The organism is Streptomyces sp. NPDC096046 (assembly GCF_040303285.1).
Classification (GTDB): Bacteria; Actinomycetota; Actinomycetes; order Streptomycetales; family Streptomycetaceae; genus Streptomyces.
Map to the genome: position 1 here is coordinate 67,191 of NZ_JBEOSZ010000003.1, position 18,376 is coordinate 85,566.

Here is an 18,376-nt window from a genome sequence, read left to right on the forward strand (position 1 = left end):
TGAGAAACGGTGGCCCGGGGCCGCGTGCTCTCCGGCGTCCCGCCGCCTTCTGCCTAGCGTGCCCAGTGACCGATCGGCCCTGCCTTCGTTCCCCCGCACGGGGGATGGACACGGGAACTACGGATCTGAACCGAGGTGTACGCGCATGGAGGCCCCGCCGGACAACGACGTGCTCTGGGCACGCGCCCTGCACTTCCAGCACGACGACGGCTCACCCGCGCTCTGCGGCGTCTCGCTCGGCGTGCGGGAGGGCGAGATCCTCGCCATCGGCGGCCCGCGCGGCAGCGGCAAGACGACCCTGCTGCGGTGCCTGTCCGGTCTGGAGCCCGTCCGGCGCGGCGAGGTCTGGTTCAACAGCGTGCCCGTGCACACCATGGGCACCCTCACCCGCGAGCGGCTGCGCCGCGATCGCTTCGGCTGGATCGACCCGGCGCCCTCCCTGGTCGCGGAGCTCAACGTCTGGGAGAACACCGCCCTGCCGCTGATGCTGCGCGGCACCAGCAGGCGGCGCGCCAAGACCGCCGCCCTGGAGTGGCTGGAGCGCCTGGACATCGGCGACAGCGCCCGCAAACGCCCGCACCAACTGGTGCAGGCCGAGCGCCAGCGGGTCTGCATCGCCCGCGCCCTGGCCCCCGCGCCCTCGGTCCTGTTCGCCGACGAGCCCACGGCGCCCCTGCACCGCGCCGACCGCGCCCATGTGCTGCGCACCCTCACCACGGCGGCCCGCTCCCACCGCATCACCGTCGTCCTGGCCACCCACGACGCGGAGACCGCGGCCCTCGCCGACCGCACGGTGTCCCTGCTGGACGGGCGGCGCGTGCAGACGGTGCACCTGCCTCCGGTCAGCGAGAGCACCGAGCCGGAAGGCCGGGCAGCGTGCTCGCTCTCCGTCTGACCCGCGGCGCCCACCCAGCCGTCCAACTGCGCCGCCTCCTGGTCGCGGCCGCCTCGGCGGGCACGGGATTCCTGCTGCTCTGCGCCCTCGGCTACGGGCTGGGCCACCCCGGCGCCCCCGGTTCCGCCCTGCTGCGGCTGGCCTGGTGCACGGCGCCCCTGGCCGCCACGGTGTACTTCGCGGTCGCGGTGGCCCGTACCGACCCGGGCACCGAGCCCCGCCCCGGCCTCTCGGCGATCGGTCTCGGGCCGGTGCGCATGATGGCCGTCTCGGCGACGACGACCGCTCTGTCCTGCACCCTCGGCTCGATGGTGGCCCTGCTGGTCTTCCTGCACCTGCGGGGCGACCTGAGGGGCATGCCCTTCGACGGCGCCGCCGCCGCGTGGCTCGCCGCGGACCAGCCCCTGCCGCTGCCGGCCGCCCTGACCCTGCTGGCGCTCGTGCCCGTCGGCGCGTCGGTGGCGGTGGCGCTGGTCCTGCGGCCGCGCGAGGCGGCGCCCGCCCGGTCCGGGCCGGCCCGGATGTACGGCCGCTTCGGCGCCTACCGGCGCACCAGCGCCCGCGAGACCTTCGGGGCGTACGGCCGGTTCGGCCGGCAGCTCGCCCGGCCGGGGACCGGCGGCACCGCCGGGTCCCCCCCGAAGAGCGGCCCGCCGGCGGCCCGGACCAGCGGGTCGGTCCCGGCCGCGGTCGCCGGTTCCGGTGGGTCGGTGAACGCGGTCGCGGATCCCCCTCGGCCACCCGCGGCGCACCCGGGCGCCGGGGACGCGGCCGTGGAGGTCACCGCGCCCGGCACCCCGCACCCGGCCTCGGCCTCACCGGAGCCGACGGATGCGAGGGGCCCGGCCGCAGAATCCGCTCAAGGGCTCAGCCCGCGCGCCGCGGCACCGGACGCGGCCGGCGCCATCAGCCCCGCCGGTGCCCTGGCACGGCACACCGGCCCGACCGCCGACGCGCCCGACGCCCTCGACGGCCCCGCCCACGAGGCGGCCCTGCCGGACAGCACCGCCGCCCCCTCCGGTCTCCCCTGGGGCATCACCGTGCTGGCCGCGGGCCTGGCCGTGGAGACCTCCACGAGCCGCACCGCCCCCACCCCGCCCGACCTCGGCTTCTCCGGTGCCTCCCCCGGCGTGATGGCGGGCTGGGCGCTGGCCGCCGTCGGCCTGGCCCTGGCCGGTCCGGGCCTGACCCACCTGTGCGGGCGGCTGCTCCAGTCGGCCCGCCCGGGCGCCCTGCGGCTCCTGGCCGGCCGCATCCTCATGGCGGAGTCCGTCCGCATCGGGCGTCCCCTGGGCGTCGTCTGCGCGGTCGCGTCCGCCGCGTGGGCCATGGCTCTGCTGCACGCCCCGCACGGGCTCTCGCTCGGTCCGCTCACCACCCTCGGCGTGCTCCTCGTGGCCGGCTGCACCGTGGCGACGCTCCTCACGGCCGCCGTCGAGGCCCGGCAGGCCCGTGCCGGCACCACCGCCGCGCTGCTGCGCCTCGGCGCCCCCGCCACGATGCTGCGCAGTGCCGCCGCCCTCCGCGCGGGCGCGCTGCTCGCCCTCTTCGGTCCCCTCTCCCTGACGGTCGCGGAACTCGCCGCGCTGCCCCTGGCGCGCTGAGCCCCGCCGCGGCCCCTGGGAAAACTCCTACGCAAAAAAAATCTCCGCAGGCCGATGAGTTCCGGACCGGCACCCGGTCTATCCCCCGCGTAACGGCACGGACTTGATGGGAGAAACCTCGCATGTACCAGCAGATGATCTTCGTGAACCTGTGCACCGGCGACCTGGACGCCTCGAAGAAGTTCTTCACGGAGCTGGGCTTCACGATCAACGACCAGTTCAGCGACGACACGACCGCCTCGGTCGTGATCAGCGACACCATCGTGGTCATGGTGCACACCAAGGAGAAGTACCTCCAGTTCACCAGGAAGGAGGTCGCGGACTCGACGAAGACCAGCGAGGTGCTGCTCGCGCTGAGCGCCGAGAGCCGCGACAAAGTCGACGAGCTGGTCGAGAAGGCGGTCGCGGCGGGCGGTTCCGTCTCCGGTGAGACCCAGGACCACGGCTTCATGTACGGCCGCGCGTTCGACGACGTCGACGGCCACACCTTCGAGGTCGTGTGGATGGACCCGGCGGCCGTCCAGGGCTGAGCGGCGGCGCTGTGCCAGCATGGGCGAGTGCAGACGATGCCCGCCCATGCGGCCCACCATGACGACCGTGAGATAGAGACGCTCGAGGAGTTCGACGCGACCGTCGCGGCGCGCGGTTCGCTCGCCGGATACCGCGTCCAGGCCGTCGACCTCACGGACCGTACGCGCGAATTGCTCGGCACGGACACGGCGGGCGCGCTCTTCCTCGGCTGCGCGATGCGCGAGGAGGCGGCCGCGAAGATCCGCGGGGAGGGCGCACTGGTCTTCCCGCCGGTCCCGGGCCTGCCGTTCGACCCGTACCGCGGCCTGGTCTACTCCCCGGACGAACTCTTCGCGTCGCTGGCCGACGGTTACGAGGCCACGCCCGACGCCCTGGCCTACGCCTGGTTCCAGCGCACGAAGGCGGACGGCGACATCTACGCCTCCATGCTGCGCGCGGTCCACGACGACTCCGTCTCGGACGCCCTCGACGAACTCCTGTCCGGCGCCCGGGTCGTGGGGGTGATGGGCGGCCACGCGATGGCGCGCGGCACCGAGGAGTACGCCGGTGCCGCACGGCTCGGCCGGGAACTGGCCCGCGCCGGCTTCACGATCGCCACCGGCGGTGGACCGGGCGCGATGGAGGCCGCGAACCTCGGTGCCTACGCGGCCCCCTTCGACGACGAGATGCTCACCGAGTCACTGGAACTCCTCGGCACGGCACCGCACTTCACCCCGTCGATCACCCAGTGGGCCTCGGCCGCCTTCGAGGTGCGCGCCCGCCGGCCCCACGGCGGCCGCTCGGTCGGCATCCCCACCTGGTTCTACGGCCACGAACCGCCCAACGCCTTCGCCTCCCACATCGCCAAGTACTTCGCCAACGCCACCCGCGAGGACGGCCTGCTGGCCCGGTGCAACGCGGGTGTGGTGTTCCTCCCGGGCGCCGCCGGGACCGTGCAGGAGATCTTCGACAACGCGACGCCCAACTACTACGAGTCGCGCGGCGAGCCGACGCCGATGGTGCTGGTGAACCGCACGCACTGGACGGAGAAGCTGCCCGCGTGGCCGCTGCTCCGTTCGCTGGCCCGGGAGCGTTCGATGGAGGCGCGCATCGCGCTGGTGGAGCGGATCGAGGAAGCGCCGGAGGCGCTGAAACGTCTTGGCGGTTAATAAGAAGGCAAAGCAAGTGCCGGCAAGCCGCCCATGCGTTGACACTACTTATGCAGCGCTTATAGACCTGTGAGCCTCCCGGTAGTGCTGATGTTCAGTCAACACTGCCTCAACCCCCCGCTTGAGCAATCCCGTAAAGGACAAACGTGGCAGTTCTGTCCGTATCCCGCCGCGCACGTGCCGTGCGCGTCCTCGGTGTCGTCTCCGCCTCGGCCGCGCTCGCGCTCGGCACCGCCGGCAACGCGCTCGCCTGCGACATCACCGAGTTCTCCGCCGAGGCCAAGTGCGACGGCGACAAGGGCGTCATCACCGTCACCGACGTGGACCCCGCCGGCATCCCGGCCACGGTCAGCGTGTACCTGGAGAACAACGGCGCCGACGTGAAGAAGATCGGCGAGCAGGTGGTGAGGGGCTCGCGCGAGGGCACCACCATCACCTTCGCCGACGACTGGAAGCCGAACGCCGAGTACCGCATCCACGTCAAGGCCGCGCGCTACGTCGACGAGGACATCAAGCCGAACCTCGTCACTCCGGCCACCGCCTGCAAGAAGGAGGAGAAGCCCCCGGCTTCGACTCCCCCGGTCTCGACTCCCCCGGCGACGCCGACCCCGTCGGCCGCCCCGTCGAAGCCGGCCGAGGAGACCGAGACCCCGGCTCCGGAGCCGTCGGAGAGCCAGAGCACCTCGCCGGCGGGCAACGTGCCCGCCCCGGCCGGTGACTCCCACCTCGCCGAGACCGGTGCCGACTCCAACACCGGCGTCATCGCCGGCATCGCGGCGGCCCTGGTCGTCGTCGGTGGCGGTGCGGTGTTCTTCGGCATGCGCCGTCGCGGGACGAACAGCGACAGCTGACGCCCGCGCACACCGTGACGTGGCCCGTCCCCCGACCCGGGGGCGGGCCACGTCCCGTCTCATCCGAACGTTGCCCGCTCCAGCCAAGACTCCGGCAGCTCCCGGTCGCCGAGCACCCGCCTCCTCGGTGTCCGGCGGGAGCCGGCGGCAGAAGCAGCACGGAGGCGAGCGGTCCGCGCAGGGCGACCGTGGCTCTCGTGCCGCGGCGCCAGGAGACACCGTCCTCGGTGAGCTCGCCGAGCCACTCGCCGTTCACTCCGGGCCCGTGTCGGCGGCATGCAGCTGGATGCTGCGGTCCGGGCCGCGCAGGTCCCTCACGTCGTCGTCCGGCGCGGTCCGCCGCACGTGCCGGACGCTCCGCGGCCACCCGTGGACCGTGTCGGCGGCCACCTCGGGCGCGACCTCTCGGGGCAGCCCCGCGGCGAGCGTGGCGTCCGCGCGGTGCACGGTGAACTCGGGCATCACCCGGCGGGCTCAGCCCCCGGAGCTGCGGGTCCCCGCCCGGGCCCACACTTCGGTGGCCGGTCCGGCCTCGCGCAGCGCCGCGACGACCTGCTCGCCGCTCTCCGGCGGCCACGCATCCGGCACCCCGGCGTCGCCCCGGGCCGCTGCTCCCGCGAGACGCGGCACCCGCTCCTCGGGCACCTCCCCCTGGACCCGGGTCCCGCGCGATGCACTCCACCCTGCGCAGGGCTCCGCCCGTATGCCGGACCAGGTCCTCCAGCGGTCAGCCGGGGCGGGTGGGACAGGTGGGCCAGGTGGACACGGTGCCGGACATGCCCGAGGTCACGCCGGACCTCAACAGGCCGACCCGGCGGGCGATCTCGTCGCCTCAGCGGTCCTGCGCGAGCGGCGTCATGCCCGGCCCCCCGAGCCGGAAGCGATCAGCCGGGGCAGGTGGGCCAGGTGGACACGGTGCCGGACAGATCGGTGCCCGACGTCACGCCGGACCTCAACAGGCCGACCCGGCGGGCGATCTCGTCGCCTCAGCGGTCCTGCGCGAGCGGCATCATGCCCGGCCCCCCGAGCCGGAAGCGATCAGCCGAGCACCACGATGTCGGCCGGGTCGAACTCCACTCCGACCGCGTCCCCGACCTCCGGCGCGGCCCGCAGCGCGCACGCCGCCTCCAGGCGCGGGGCGTCCTCGGGCTGGAGATGGACGGCGACGTGGGTGCCCCTGAAGGTGCGGGCGGTCACCGTGCAGCGCAGGCCCGTGTCAGCGGGCACCAGGCGCACTCCGGCCGGGCGTACGAGCAGCGTGCGCGTCCCGTGCGGGGCACCCTCGGGCACCGGCACCTTGCCCCACGGCGTGTCCGCGGCCTCCGCCCCGACCGTCGCCTCGACCACGTTCTCGAAGCCGAGGAAACGGGCGACGAACGCGTCGGCGGGCCGTTGCCACACATCGAGGGGCGTCCCGGACTGGGCGATCCGCCCGTCCCGCATCACCACGACCCGGTCGGCCAGCGCGAAGGCCTCCCCCTGATCGTGCGTCACCGCGAGCACGGTGGTGCCCAACCGGCCGAACAGTTCCCTCAGTTCGACAACCAGCCGCTCCCTCAGCGACCGGTCGAGCTGCCCCAGCGGCTCGTCCAGCATCAGCAGCCGGGGGCTCGGCGCCAGGGCCCGGGCCAGCGCCACCCGCTGCTGCTCCCCACCGGACAGTGCGGCGACGGCCCGGCGGCCCGCACCCGGCAGCCCCACGAGGTCCAGCAACTCCCGCACCCGCTCGGCCTGCCGCCGCCTCGGCTCGCCGTGCATCCGCAGGCCGAAGGCCACGTTGCCGCCCACGTCCCGCTGCGGGAACAGCTGATGGTCCTGGAACATCAGCCCGACCCCCCGCCGGTGCGCCGGCACGCCCGCCTGGTCGCGCCCGTCGAGCACCACCCGCCCGGAGTCGAGGGGTTGCAGCCCGGCCACCGCCCGCAGCAGGGTCGACTTGCCGCTGCCGCTGGGCCCGAGCACACACACGACCTCGTGCTCGGCGACCTCCAGATCGACGGCGTCCAGCACGGCACGCCCTCCGAAGCGAACCGTCGCCCCCCGCAGAGCCAGCATCAGAACTCCCCCGTCCGGTCCGTACGGAGCTTCTCCAGCACGAGCAGGGCCACGGCGCACACCACCATCAGAATCGTCGACAGGGCCATCGCCTGGCCGTAGTTGAGATCCCCGGGCCGCCCGAGCAGCCGGGCCACGGCCACCGGCAGCGTCGGCCGGTCGGGCCGTGCGATGAACACCGTGGCGCCGAACTCCCCGAGCGACACGGCGAAGGCGAACCCGGCCGCGATCAGCAGCGCCCGCCGCACCATCGGCAGGTCCACCTCCCGCCACACCCGCCAGGGTGAGGCCCCGAGCACCGAGGCCGCCTCCCGCAGCCGCACGTCCACCGCCCGCAGCACGGGCAGCATGGTCCGCACCACGAACGGCACCCCGACCAGCGCCTGCGCGAGCGGCACCAGGATCCAGGACGACCTGAGGTCCAGCGGCGGCTCGTCGAGGGAGATCAGGAACCCGAAGCCGACGGTCACCGCGGACACCCCGAGCGGCAGCATCAGCAGCGCGTCGAAGCCGCGCACGAACCGCCCGGCGTCCCGGCGGGTGAGCGCGACCGCGGCGAGACCGCCGATCGCCACGGCGATGAGCGTGGCGGCGACGGCGTACGACAGGCTGTTGCCGATCGCCTCGATCGGCGGGACCAGGAACACTCCCCCGTCCTCGCGGGTCAGCGCCCGGTAGTAGCCGAGGCCCGGCGCCCCCAGAGAACGCTGCACCAGCACGGCCAGCGGGAGCACGAGCAGCAAGGCGACGGTGACGAGCACCCCGCCGAGCATCGCCCACTGCCCCGCGCCTCGGGGCCGGCGCGCGGTCACGGACGCGTCCACCAGCCGCAGCGCGGTCTCCCGCCGTCGCACGGTCCAGGCGTGCACCGCGAGGATCGCGCCCACCGCCACGAACTGGATCATGGTGAGCACGGCAGCGGTGGACAGGTCGAAGATCTCGGACGTCTGCCGGTAGATCTCCACCTCGAGGGTGGAGAAGGTGGGCCCGCCGAGGATCTGCACGACGCCGAAGGAGGTGAAGGTGAACAGGAAGACCATGAGCGCGGCGGCGGCCACGGCCGGGGCGAGGGCGGGCAGGGTGACCTGCCGCCAGGCCTTCAGCGGGGACGCCCCGAGCATCCGGGCGGCCTCCTCCTGACGGGGGTCGAGCTGCGCCCAGAGCCCTCCGACGGTGCGGACGACGACCGCGTAGTTGAAGAAGACGTGCGCGAGCAGGATCGCCCACACCGTGGTGTCCAGACGTACGCCCCACAGCTCGTCGAGCGGCCCGCCCCGCCCGACCAGCGCCAGGAACGCCGTACCGACGACGACCGTCGGCAGGACGAACGGGACGGTGACGACCGCCCTCAGGGCCTGCTTGCCGGGGAAGTCGAGGCGCGCGAAGACGTACGCGCCGGGGAGCGCGACGAGCAGCGTGAGCACAGTGGAGACCACCGCCTGCCAGGTGGTGAACCACAGGACGTGCCGGACGCCGGACTGCGCCAGCACGTCCCCGATCCGCCCGAGGTGCCAGGTCCCGTCGGCTTTCAGGCCGCGCGCGACGATCGCGGCGACGGGGTAGGCGAAGAAGACCGCGAAGAACGCGACGGGCACGGCCAGCAGACCGAACCGCGCCGCCGCGCCCCGCCGCCGAACGGCTACTTCAGGACGAGTGAGGTCCACGACTTGACCCACTGGTCGCGGTGGTCGGCGATCTTCGCCGGGTCCATGGTCTCGGGGTCCTTCGCCTGCGGCCCGTACGTCACGAACTCCGGCGGCACCTGGACGCCCTCGCGCACCGGGTACACGAACATGTTCATCGGCATGTCCTGCTGGAACCGCTCGCTGATCAGGAAGTCCAGGAGCGCCTTGCCGCCCTTGGGGTTCTCGGCGTTGCTGAGCAGTCCCGCGTACTCGACCTGCCGGAAGCAGGTGCCCTCGGCGACCCCGGTCGGCGCCGTGCTCGGCCTCGGGTCGGCGAAGACGACCTCGGCGGGCGGCGAGGAGGCGTAGGACACGACGAGCGGCCGGTCGCCCTTGGCCTTCTTGCCGCCGGCCGAGCCGGAGAACTCCTCGTTGTAGGCCTGCTCCCAGCCGTCGACGACCTTCACACCGTTGGCCTTGAGCTTCTTCCAGTACCCCTCCCAGCCGTCGTCGCCGTACTGTGCGGCGGTGCCGAGCAGGAAACCGAGGCCGGGCGAGGAGGCGGAGGCGTTCTCGGTGACGAGCAGGTTCTTGTACTGCGGCTTGACCAGGTCGTCGAAGTCGCGCGGCGGCCGCAGGTCGTGGTCGGTGAAGTACTTCTTGTCGTAGTTGACGCAGATGTCGCCGGTGTCGATGGGCGTGACCCGGTGCTGCTCCTGGTCGACCTGGTACTCGGCCTTGATCCGGTCCGAGCCCTTGGGCTCGTAGGGCTGGAAGAGGCCGTTGTCGAGGGCGCGGGACAGCAGGGTGTTGTCGACGCCGAAGAAGACGTCGCCCTGGGGGTTGTCCTTGGTCAGGATGGCCTTGTTCACGGCCTGCCCGGCGTCGCCGTCCTTCAGGACGTCGACCTTGTAGCCGGACTGCTTCTCGAAGGCCGCGATGACGTCCTTGGACGCGGCCCACGAGTCGTGGCTGACGAGCGTCACGGTCTTGGAGTCACCGGACCCCTGTCCGCCGTCGGACGATCCGCACGCGGCGAGTGTGCCGGCCAGGCCGAGCCCGACGACCGCCGCCGTCAGCCGCTTTGTGTTGATGCTCACTGGATTCCTCCTGGAGTGACCAGGAGAAGACGCGGCCCTGCCCGGGACTTGTGAGGTCCCGGGCAGGGCGCAACAGCTCGAGTGGTGACCGATCTCCCTACCCAGAATGACCTGGGCCAGGTTCGGAGGGTCTGCGGCCGTGTGCCGCACTCTCAGCGCTGTGGCGCTCCCCTGTCGGAATATGCAGATGTCGAATATGAGGGTGTGCTTACGACGGTCAGACTACCGTTCGGTGGCCGCGAGCTGACCACACGCCCCGTCGATCTCCTGACCACGGGTGTCCCGGATCGTCACCGGCACACCATGGGCGGCGATGGCCTCGACGAACGCCTTCTCGTCCTCGGGCCGGGAAGCCGTCCACTTCGACCCGGGCGTCGGGTTCAGCGGGATCAGGTTGACGTGCACCGGTCTGCCCTTGAGCATCCGGCCGAGCCGGTCACCACGCCACGCCTGGTCGTTGATGTCCCGGATCAGCGCGTACTCGATGGACAGCCGGCGGCCGGACTTGGCGCTGTACTCGAAGCCGGCGTCCAGCACCTCGCGGACCTTCCAGCGCGTGTTCACGGGCACGAGGGTGTCGCGCAGCTCGTCGTCGGGGGCGTGCAGCGAGATGGCCAGGCGACACTTGAAGCCCTCGCCGGAGAAGCGGTGGATGGCCGGGACGAGCCCTACCGTCGAGACGGTGATGCCGCGCTGCGAGAGGCCCACCCCGTCCGGCTCGGGGTCGGTGAGCCGCCGAATGGCGCCGGCGACCCGGTTGTAGTTGGCGAGCGGCTCGCCCATGCCCATGAAGACGATGTTGCTGAGCCGCGCGGGCCCGCCCGGCACCTCACCGTCCCTGAGTGCCCGCATGCCGTCCACGATCTGGTGCACGATCTCGGCGGTGGACAGATTCCGGTCGAGCCCCGCCTGCCCGGTCGCACAGAACGGGCAGTTCATCCCGCATCCGGCCTGGGAGCTGATGCACATGGTCACGCGGTCCGGGTAGCGCATCAGCACGGACTCGACGAGCGTCCCGTCGAACAGCCGCCACAGCGTCTTGCGGGTGGTGCCCTCGTCGGTCGACAGATGCCGCACGACCGTCATCAGCTCCGGCAGCAGCGCTTCCCGCAGCTTCCCCCGCGCACCGGCCGGAATGTCGGTCCACTGCTCCGGATCATGCGCGTACCGCGCGAAGTAGTGCTGAGAGAGCTGCTTGGCACGAAACGGCTTCTCCCCGACAGCGGCAACGGCCTCCTTGCGCTCGGCAGGAGTGAGGTCGGCGAGATGCCGCGGCGGCTTCTTGGCTCCGCGCGGGGCGACGAAAGTGAGTTCTCCGGGTGCAGGCATAACCCTCCCAGTGTCGCAGATCAACTCTGGGGGCCCAGGCCGGATCGGGGTGGGGGCGGTCACCTGTGTGTGCTGCCGGTCAGCTTTGGCCGGCTTCGGACGGCCCGGGGATGAAGCTGCGGCAGGGTAGGCGGGCCCGTGAGGGAAGGCTGCGCCACCGGGGACGGCGACGGCCTATCCGCCCGCGTGCTCCAGCCGGTCCTTGAGGAGCTGCTCGTTGCGCGGGAGTTCCTTGCGGACCTGGGGGCGTACGACGAGGGGGACCAGGACCTTGCCCATGCCGTGGCCCTCCAGGTCGATGTCGATCGTGACGTGCGAGCGACGCCCCTCGTCGTAGGGTTCGACCTCGCCGTGCACCTGGGCACGGACGGGGCCGTCGATGCCGCGCATGCCCCAGCTGCGGGGCGGGTCGTACTCGGTGACCTCCATGGTCATCGGCATGACGCGGCGGCCGACGTGCCGGGTCACACGGACCTTGGTGCCGACACCGACGGGCCCCTCGTCGAGACGCTCCGCGGACACGGCGCTCAGCTGCCACTCCGGCAGGCGCGAAGCGTCCATGACGTACTGGTAGACCTCCTCGGGCCGGCGGTCGACGTCGATGCTCTCTCGGATGATGGCCATGACGGCCTCCTTTGGGAGGTACATCTGAATCGTCCCACTTCGGTCCCCGGGCGTCTTCCCGAGACGGCGGCGAGCCCCCGCCCGGTGGGGCAGGGGCTCGCCGAAAGAGATCGCCTCAGCCGGACCCGACGAACAGCACGAGCAGCAGCCACACCACCGGAGCCGTGGGCAGCAGCGAGTCGAGCCGGTCCATGATGCCGCCGTGACCCGGCAGCAGCGTGCCCATGTCCTTGATGCCGAGATCCCGCTTGATCATGGACTCGCCGAGGTCGCCGAGCGTGGCGGTGACCGCGACCGCGAGGCCCAGCACCAGACCCTGCCACCAGGCGCCGTCGTCGATGAGGAACTGCGTGCACAGCGCCCCCGCGACCATGGCGAAGGAGATCGCGCCGAGCAGGCCCTCGCGGGTCTTGCCGGGGCTGATGCGCGGGGCGAGCTTGTGCCGGCCGAACCGCCAGCCGACGGCGTAGGCCCCGGTGTCGCTGACGACCGTGAGCAGCAGGAAGGTGAGCACCCGTTCGGGACCGTCGTCCGCGGTCAGCATCATCGCCACGAACGTCGCCAGGAACGGCACGTAGAACGCCGCGAAGAGGCCCGCGGTGACGTCCCTCAGGTAGCCCTCGGGCGGTTCCGTCATGCGCCAGACCAGGACGGCCAGCGCCGTGAGCGCCATCGCCACCCACGCGCCCTCGGCACCCCGGACGTACCCGGCGACGATCATCGCGGCACCGCCGAGCGCGAGCGGCACGAGGGGCGCCCGGATGCCCTTGCGTTCCTCCAGCCGCGTGGTCAGCTCCCACAGGCCCACCACGACGGCCACCGCTACGACGCCGACGAAGACGGCCTTGACGACGAACAGCGACGCGACGATCACCGCACCGAGCCCGACACCGACCCCTATCGCGGCACTCAGGTCGCGACCCGCGCTCTTCTTCGGCGGCTTGGGCGCCGGCTGCGGGGCGTCGGGCATGGGCTCCGGATTCGTGTCGTTTCGGACCGGGGGGCCGCTCAGCCGAGCAGCCCCCCGGTCGTCATCCTGGTTTCCGCCGAATGCGGTCACGTCGGGCACGATGGGCATGGGGCGAGTCTGAGGCGCTTCATACGCATCGTATGCGGGACCCGTCGGGACGGCCCCCTGGACGTGCCCGTGGCCTGCGCCCTGGACGTGCCCCTGACCATGCCCGTGGTCGGTGGGCCCCCAGTGGCCGGCCTGTGGCGGCGCCCCCCAGGAAGAGTCGTTCATCAGACCTCGAGCAGCTCCGCTTCCTTGTGCTTCAGGAGCTCGTCCACCTGCGCGACGTACTTCGCGGTGGTGTCGTCGAGCTCCTTCTCGGCACGGCGGCCCTCGTCCTCGCCGACCTCGCCGTCCTTGATCAGCTTGTCGATGGCGTCCTTGGCCTTGCGGCGCACGGAGCGGATGGAGACCTTGGCGTCCTCACCCTTGCTCTTGGCCACCTTGATGTACTCGCGGCGGCGCTCCTCGGTCAGCTCGGGGAACACCACCCGGATGATGTTGCCGTCGTTGCTCGGGTTGACGCCCAGGTCGGAGTCGCGGATCGCCTGCTCGATGTTGCGCAGCGCGCTCTTGTCGAACGGGGTCACCACGGCCATGCGCGGCTCGGGCACCGAGAACGAGGCCAGCTGGTTGATCGGGGTCGGCGCGCCGTAGTAGTCGGCCACGATCTTGTTGAACATCGCCGGGTGCGCACGGCCGGTGCGGATCGCGGCGAAGTCCTCCTTGGCGACCACGACGGCCTTCTCCATCTTCTCCTCGGCCTCGAGGAGGGTCTCTTCGATCACCACTTGCTCCTGCGTGTCTTGAGTAGGCCCGGCTGCGGTTCCATGTGGGGCGGCGGCCGGCTGCGTCGCGTCTTCTTCCTGCACGGTTCCCGACCGGCAGGACATTGTCCATCCCCCGGCCCGGCTCCGTCCCGTCCGTCCCCCGGACGGGGTTGTTCTCCGGAACCTCAGTCCCGGCTGCCGGGGTCCCCCACCAGCGTGCCGATCTTCTCACCCTTGACGGCGCGTGCGATGTTGCCCTCCGCCAGCAGCTCGAAGACCACGATCGGGAGCTTGTTGTCGCGGCACAGCGTCACGGCCGTGGCGTCGGCGACCTTCAGATCGCGCGTGATCACCTCGCCGTAGCCGAGGTGATCGAACTTCACCGCGTCCGGGTTGGTCTTGGGGTCGGAGTCGTAGACCCCGTCCACACCGTTCTTGCCCATCAGCAGTGCCTCGGCGTCGATCTCCAGGGCGCGCTGCGCGGCGGTGGTGTCGGTGGAGAAGTACGGCATGCCCATCCCGGCCCCGAAGATGACCACGCGGCCCTTCTCCAGGTGCCGCACGGCGCGCAGCGGGATGTACGGCTCGGCGACCTGTCCCATGGTGATGGCGGTCTGCACTCGGCAGTCCACGCCCACCTTCTCCAGGAAGTCCTGGAGGGCGAGGCAGTTCATGACCGTGCCGAGCATGCCCATGTAGTCGGAGCGGGCCCGGTCCATGCCGCGCTGCTGGAGTTCGGCACCGCGGAAGAAGTTGCCGCCGCCGATGACGGCCGCGATCTGCGCACCGTCACGCACGACGGCCGCGATCTCGCGGGCGATCTTGTGCACCACGTCGGGGTCGACGCCAAGGCCGCCGCCGCCGGAGAAGGCCTCTCCGGACAGCTTCAGCAGAAACCGGCCGCGTACTTTGCCGTCGTCGCTCTTCTGGGCCTTGGTGGTCATGGGGGATCCCGCCTCTTTCACGTGTTGCACATACCAAGAAGGCCATTGCCGGTGGGGCGTGTTTCGCATCCCATACGGCAATGGCCTCCTCGTCAGATCTGATGTCGTCCGCCACTCATGTGACGGCGTACGCGGACGACTGCTGTCGACCCTATCGGGGCCGGGCGTCGAGCGCGGTACGGACTCAGATGCCGACCTTGATGCGCGTGAAGCGCTTCAGGGTGACACCGGCCTCGTCCAGGACCTTCTGGACGGACTTCTTGTTGTCGAGCGCGTACGGCTGGCCGAGCAGCGTGGCGTCCTTGAAGAAGCCGTTGAGGCGACCCTCGACGATCTTCGGCAGAGCGGCCTCGGGCTTGCCCTCGGCGCGGGTGGTCTCCTCGGCGACGCGACGCTCGGACTCGACGACCTCGGCCGGCACGTCCTCCTTGGAGAGGTACTTCGGCGCGAAGGCGGCGATGTGCTGGGCGACGCCCTTGGCGATCTCCGCGTTCGGCTTGTCCAGCTCGACGAGGACACCGATCTGCGGGGGCAGGTCGGGCATCGTGCGGTGCATGTACGCCGTCACGAAGCCGTCGGCGTACTGCGCGAAGCGGTCCAGGACGATCTTCTCGCCCAGGTTGGCGTTGGCCTCGTCCACGAACGCCTGGACGGTCTTGCCGGCCTCGATCTCGGAGGCGAGCAGGGCCTCGAGGTCGGCCGGGGAGGTCTTGGCGACGTGCTCGGCGATGGTCTTGGCCACGGCCTGGAACCTGTCACCCTTGGCGACGAAGTCCGTCTCGCACTTCAGCTCGACCAGGACACCGGAGGAGTTGTCGTCGGCGATGATCGAGACGACGGCACCGTTCTCGGCGGAGCGGCCCTCGCGCTTGGCGACGCCCTTCTGGCCCTTGATGCGGAGCGCCTCGACGGCCTTCTCGACGTTGCCCTCGGCCTCGTCCAGCGCCTTCTTGCAGTCCATCATGCCGGCGCCCGTGAGCTCACGGAGCTTCTTGACGTCGGCGGCGGTGTAGTTCGCCATGAGTCTGTGAATCTCTCTCGAAGTCTGGAAGATCGAAGATCTGCGGATGCGGATGCGCCCATGGAGCCGGAAGGCGCTGTCCTTCCGCTGACCTACGGGTTAACGGCGGGAGCGGACTTCACCGCGCCGAGGCGCTGGTGGATGCGGTACCGCTCCCGCCGTCAACTCGGACTGACGGGTCAGGCCTGCTCGGCCTCGGCCGGCTTCTCGGCCTCGGCGGCCGGAGCAGCCTCGGCCTCAGCGGCCGGAGCAGCCTCAGCCTCAGCGGCGGGGGCGGCCTCGGCCTCGGCGGCCGGAGCAGCCTCGGCCTCGGCGGCCGGAGCGGCCTCAGCGGCGGGGGCAGCCTCGTCGGCCTTCTTCTCGCCCTCGAGCAGGTCGCGCTCCCACTCGGCCAGCGGCTCGCCCGCGGCCTTCTCGCCCTTGCCCTCGGTGGCGACACCGGAGCGGGAGATGAGGCCCTCGGCGACCGCGTCCGCGATCACACGGGTGAGCAGGGTGACGGAGCGGATCGCGTCGTCGTTGCCCGGGATCTTGTAGTCGACCTCGTCGGGGTCGCAGTTGGTGTCGAGGATCGCGACGACCGGGATGTTCAGCTTCCGGGCCTCACCAACGGCGATGTGCTCCTTCTTGGTGTCCACGATCCAGACGGCGCTGGGCACCTTCTGCATTTCGCGGATACCGCCGAGGGTCTTCTCCAGCTTGGCCTTCTCGCGCGAGAGCACGAGAAGCTCCTTCTTGGTCAGACCGGACGCGGCGACGTCCTCGAAGTCGATCTGCTCGAGCTCCTTGAGGCGCTGCAGACGCTTGTAGACGGTCGAGAAGTTGGTGAGCATGCCGCCCAGCCAGCGCTGGTTGACGTAGGGCATGCCGACGCGGGTGGCCTGCTCGGCGATGGCCTCCTGCGCCTGCTTCTTCGTGCCGACGAACATGACCGTACCGCCGTGGGCGACGGTCTCCTTGACGAACTCGTAGGCGCGGTCGATGTACGACAGCGACTGGAGCAGGTCGATGATGTAGATGCCGTTGCGCTCCGTGAAGATGAAGCGCTTCATCTTCGGGTTCCAACGACGGGTCTGGTGACCGAAGTGGACGCCGCTCTCCAGCAGCTCCCGCATCGTGACGACGGCCATGGCCGTATCTCCTTGAATTTCTCGGTTGTGCCGCGGATGCCGGACGGCTTCCGCGCCTGACGCCCACTGCGCGCCGTTCCACGAGGGACCGAGGGGCGCTGACACGGGCCCTTTGCCGGGGTTCGTGTCGGGGCGTGCGAAGTCGACCCGATGGCTCGGGTCGCCACCAGAAGTGTACGGGACCCACGAGGTGCCGGGTGACGCCGTTGTCCACAACCGGGTGGCGGTCCACAGCGGCGAGCGGTGACGCCGGCGCTCCGGGACGCTTTCCGCATGCGAGCGAACCGATGTGCGCGTGTCTGTGCGCGCCTGATCCTGCTGCCGATCGTCACGGTGACGGCCCTGCTGGCGCCACCGCCACCGCTGTTCGCGGCGGATGCTCCCCCCGCGGACGCCACCGTGCCGGCGATCGGCCGCGCCTGGCCCGTCGGCCTGCGCCCGAGTGTCCTGCGGGGCTGGGAACCCCCGGCGACGGTCTACGGGCCCGGCCATCGGGGGGTGGACCTGGCGGCGCGTGCCGGAACACCGGTTCGGGCGGTGACCGCGGGCCGGGTCTCCTTCGCGGGCCGGGTGGCGGGCAAGGGCGTCGTCTCGGTGGACCTCACGGGGACGGGCGACCCGCCCCTGCGCACGACCTACGAACCGGTGACGGCCTCGGCCGAGGAGGGCGAGGAGGTGGCACCGGGTGAGGTGATCGGCACGGTGGACCCGGGCGGCTCGCACTGCACGGCCCCCTGCGTGCACTGGGGCCTGCGCCGCGGCGAGATCTACCTGAACCCGCTGTCGCTCCTGCCGCCGTGGCTCCTGCACCGGGGCCCGTCGAGGCTGCTGCCACTCGCATAGCCGCGGGCCCGCCTGCCGCCGGTTACCGCACGGGTGTCGCCTGGTTTGCTGCACGGGCGTCGACTGGTTGCCGCCTGGTCGACGGCGGGTGTCGCCCGGCTGTTGCACGGGTGCCGCACGGCGGATGCCGCACGGTGCCGCACGGGTGTCGCACGAGTGCCGCCTGGTTTCCCTTGGTTGCCGCCCGGGTCCCGGCCCGGCGGCGCCCGGCTCCACCGGGCCGGGAAAGGGGAAGGGGAAGGACGGGAAGCCGAACGGGCCCGCGCGCAGAACGCCCGGCCCCAGCCCCAGCCCAGCCCCGGTCCGACGCCGTCAGCCCCGCACGCCCCGCAGAGCCATGGAAACAGCGGCGTCGGTGATGGCGGCCGGCTCCTCCGCGGCCCCGAGCTCGATCCTCCGCACGGCCGCGTCCACGACGCCCTGCAGCAGCATCGCCGCCAACCGGGGCTGCGCGTGTCCCAGCTCGGCCAGCGCCTCGACGATCATCGCGACCAGCCCGCCGTGCGCCGCCCGGATCTTCTCCCGCGCCCCCGCGTCGAGCTCGCTCGCGGAGATCGCGACCACGGCCCGGTGCCGCTGGTCCCCGACGAGGTCCAGCTGCCGGCGCACATACGCCTCGACCTTGGCCTCTGGCGTCTCGGCCCGCTCCATCGCCGCCGACACGTCCGCCGCCCAGACCGGGAAGTCGACCTCGCACAGTTCCTCGACCACGGCCGCCCGAGACCGGAAGTACTCGTAGACGGACGAGCGCGCGAGGCCCGTCCGCTCGGCGAGGGCCGGGAAGGTCAGCGCCTCCGTACCGCCCTCGGACAACAAGGAACGAGCCGCGTCCAGCAGGGCGGCTCGCTGCATCGACCGGTGCTCGGCCACGGAGGCCGCTCGAATCCTTGGCAC

General features: G+C 71.7%; 19 protein-coding genes and 1 riboswitch. Of the genes, 6 read left to right on the forward strand and 13 right to left on the reverse strand.

Translation table 11 applies throughout. The features are described from left to right. Positions 1–145: 145 nt before the first annotated feature. The 5 genes from ABTX62_RS04085 to ABTX62_RS04105 all read left to right on the forward strand — a co-directional run bounded on the left by ABTX62_RS04085 (position 146) and on the right by ABTX62_RS04105 (position 5,029). Positions 146–895 carry an ABC transporter ATP-binding protein gene (locus ABTX62_RS04085; RefSeq protein WP_352114719.1) on the forward strand — a complete coding sequence of 250 codons (750 nt, stop codon included), beginning with the start codon at positions 146–148 and terminating at the stop codon, positions 893–895. Then, positions 877–2,499, forward strand: coding sequence for a hypothetical protein (locus ABTX62_RS04090; RefSeq protein WP_352114720.1), 1,623 nt, complete (start codon positions 877–879; stop codon positions 2,497–2,499). Before ABTX62_RS04085 ends, ABTX62_RS04090 begins: the two co-directional genes overlap by 19 nt. A gap of 122 nt (positions 2,500–2,621) precedes the next feature. Beyond that, the gene (locus ABTX62_RS04095; protein ID WP_352114721.1) at positions 2,622–3,029 is read left to right on the forward strand and encodes a VOC family protein; all 408 of its coding nucleotides are present in this window, start codon (positions 2,622–2,624) and stop codon (positions 3,027–3,029) included. Positions 3,030–3,056: 27 nt separating this feature from the next. Beyond that, positions 3,057–4,178, forward strand: coding sequence for an LOG family protein (locus tag ABTX62_RS04100; protein ID WP_352114722.1), 1,122 nt, complete (start codon positions 3,057–3,059; stop codon positions 4,176–4,178). A 155-nt stretch (positions 4,179–4,333) separates the two neighbouring features. Then, a complete protein-coding gene (locus ABTX62_RS04105; RefSeq protein WP_352114855.1) occupies positions 4,334–5,029 on the forward strand; it encodes an LAETG motif-containing sortase-dependent surface protein in 696 nt (231 codons plus the stop codon). A 252-nt stretch (positions 5,030–5,281) separates the two neighbouring features. On the opposite strand, the gene ABTX62_RS04110 is transcribed toward ABTX62_RS04105, so the two are convergent. The 12 genes from ABTX62_RS04110 to rpsB form a co-directional block, all read right to left on the reverse strand. After that, on the reverse strand, positions 5,282–5,491 hold the full coding sequence (locus ABTX62_RS04110) for a hypothetical protein (protein WP_352114723.1): 210 nt from the start codon (positions 5,489–5,491) through the stop codon (positions 5,282–5,284). A 12-nt stretch (positions 5,492–5,503) separates the two neighbouring features. Continuing rightward, positions 5,504–5,674: a hypothetical protein gene (locus ABTX62_RS04115; RefSeq protein WP_352114724.1), complete on the reverse strand. Its 171-nt coding sequence runs from the start codon at positions 5,672–5,674 to the stop codon at positions 5,504–5,506. A 393-nt stretch (positions 5,675–6,067) separates the two neighbouring features. Further along, complete coding sequence (locus tag ABTX62_RS04120; RefSeq protein WP_352114725.1) at positions 6,068–7,084, reverse strand: ABC transporter ATP-binding protein; 1,017 nt, start codon at positions 7,082–7,084, stop codon at positions 6,068–6,070. Continuing rightward, on the reverse strand, positions 7,084–8,748 hold the full coding sequence (locus tag ABTX62_RS04125) for an ABC transporter permease (protein ID WP_352114726.1): 1,665 nt from the start codon (positions 8,746–8,748) through the stop codon (positions 7,084–7,086). The genes ABTX62_RS04120 and ABTX62_RS04125 overlap by 1 nt, the downstream gene beginning before the upstream one ends. Continuing rightward, entirely contained in the window at positions 8,724–9,809 is a 1,086-nt protein-coding gene (locus ABTX62_RS04130; RefSeq protein ID WP_352114727.1) for a thiamine ABC transporter substrate-binding protein, read from the reverse strand. The genes ABTX62_RS04125 and ABTX62_RS04130 overlap by 25 nt, the downstream gene beginning before the upstream one ends. A 76-nt stretch (positions 9,810–9,885) precedes the next feature. Then, positions 9,886–9,992, reverse strand: a riboswitch (TPP riboswitch). Between the two features lie 39 nt (positions 9,993–10,031). Further along, a complete protein-coding gene (gene rlmN / locus ABTX62_RS04135) occupies positions 10,032–11,138 on the reverse strand; it encodes a dual-specificity RNA methyltransferase RlmN (protein WP_352114728.1) in 1,107 nt (368 codons plus the stop codon). A 174-nt stretch (positions 11,139–11,312) separates the two neighbouring features. Beyond that, on the reverse strand, positions 11,313–11,762 hold the full coding sequence (locus tag ABTX62_RS04140; RefSeq protein WP_352114729.1) for an SRPBCC family protein: 450 nt from the start codon (positions 11,760–11,762) through the stop codon (positions 11,313–11,315). A gap of 115 nt (positions 11,763–11,877) precedes the next feature. Beyond that, the gene (locus tag ABTX62_RS04145; protein ID WP_352114730.1) at positions 11,878–13,005 is read right to left on the reverse strand and encodes a phosphatidate cytidylyltransferase; all 1,128 of its coding nucleotides are present in this window, start codon (positions 13,003–13,005) and stop codon (positions 11,878–11,880) included. After that, a complete protein-coding gene (gene frr, locus ABTX62_RS04150) occupies positions 13,005–13,562 on the reverse strand; it encodes a ribosome recycling factor (protein WP_031120910.1) in 558 nt (185 codons plus the stop codon). The genes ABTX62_RS04145 and frr overlap by 1 nt, the downstream gene beginning before the upstream one ends. Positions 13,563–13,729: 167 nt before the next feature. Continuing rightward, positions 13,730–14,488: a UMP kinase gene (pyrH, locus tag ABTX62_RS04155; protein ID WP_352114731.1), complete on the reverse strand. Its 759-nt coding sequence runs from the start codon at positions 14,486–14,488 to the stop codon at positions 13,730–13,732. A 184-nt stretch (positions 14,489–14,672) separates the two neighbouring features. Next, positions 14,673–15,509, reverse strand: coding sequence for a translation elongation factor Ts (tsf, locus tag ABTX62_RS04160; protein WP_352114732.1), 837 nt, complete (start codon positions 15,507–15,509; stop codon positions 14,673–14,675). Positions 15,510–15,688: 179 nt separating this feature from the next. Beyond that, a complete protein-coding gene (gene rpsB, locus ABTX62_RS04165; RefSeq protein WP_352114733.1) occupies positions 15,689–16,639 on the reverse strand; it encodes a 30S ribosomal protein S2 in 951 nt (316 codons plus the stop codon). A gap of 273 nt (positions 16,640–16,912) precedes the next feature. Here rpsB and ABTX62_RS04170 point away from each other — a divergent pair, with 273 nt between their 5' ends. Then, positions 16,913–17,482 carry a murein hydrolase activator EnvC family protein gene (locus tag ABTX62_RS04170; RefSeq protein ID WP_352114734.1) on the forward strand — a complete coding sequence of 190 codons (570 nt, stop codon included), beginning with the start codon at positions 16,913–16,915 and terminating at the stop codon, positions 17,480–17,482. A 312-nt stretch (positions 17,483–17,794) separates the two neighbouring features. Here ABTX62_RS04170 and ABTX62_RS04175 read toward each other — a convergent pair whose 3' ends face one another. Then, positions 17,795–18,352: a TetR/AcrR family transcriptional regulator gene (locus ABTX62_RS04175; protein WP_352114856.1), complete on the reverse strand. Its 558-nt coding sequence runs from the start codon at positions 18,350–18,352 to the stop codon at positions 17,795–17,797. Positions 18,353–18,376: the final 24 nt, after the last annotated feature.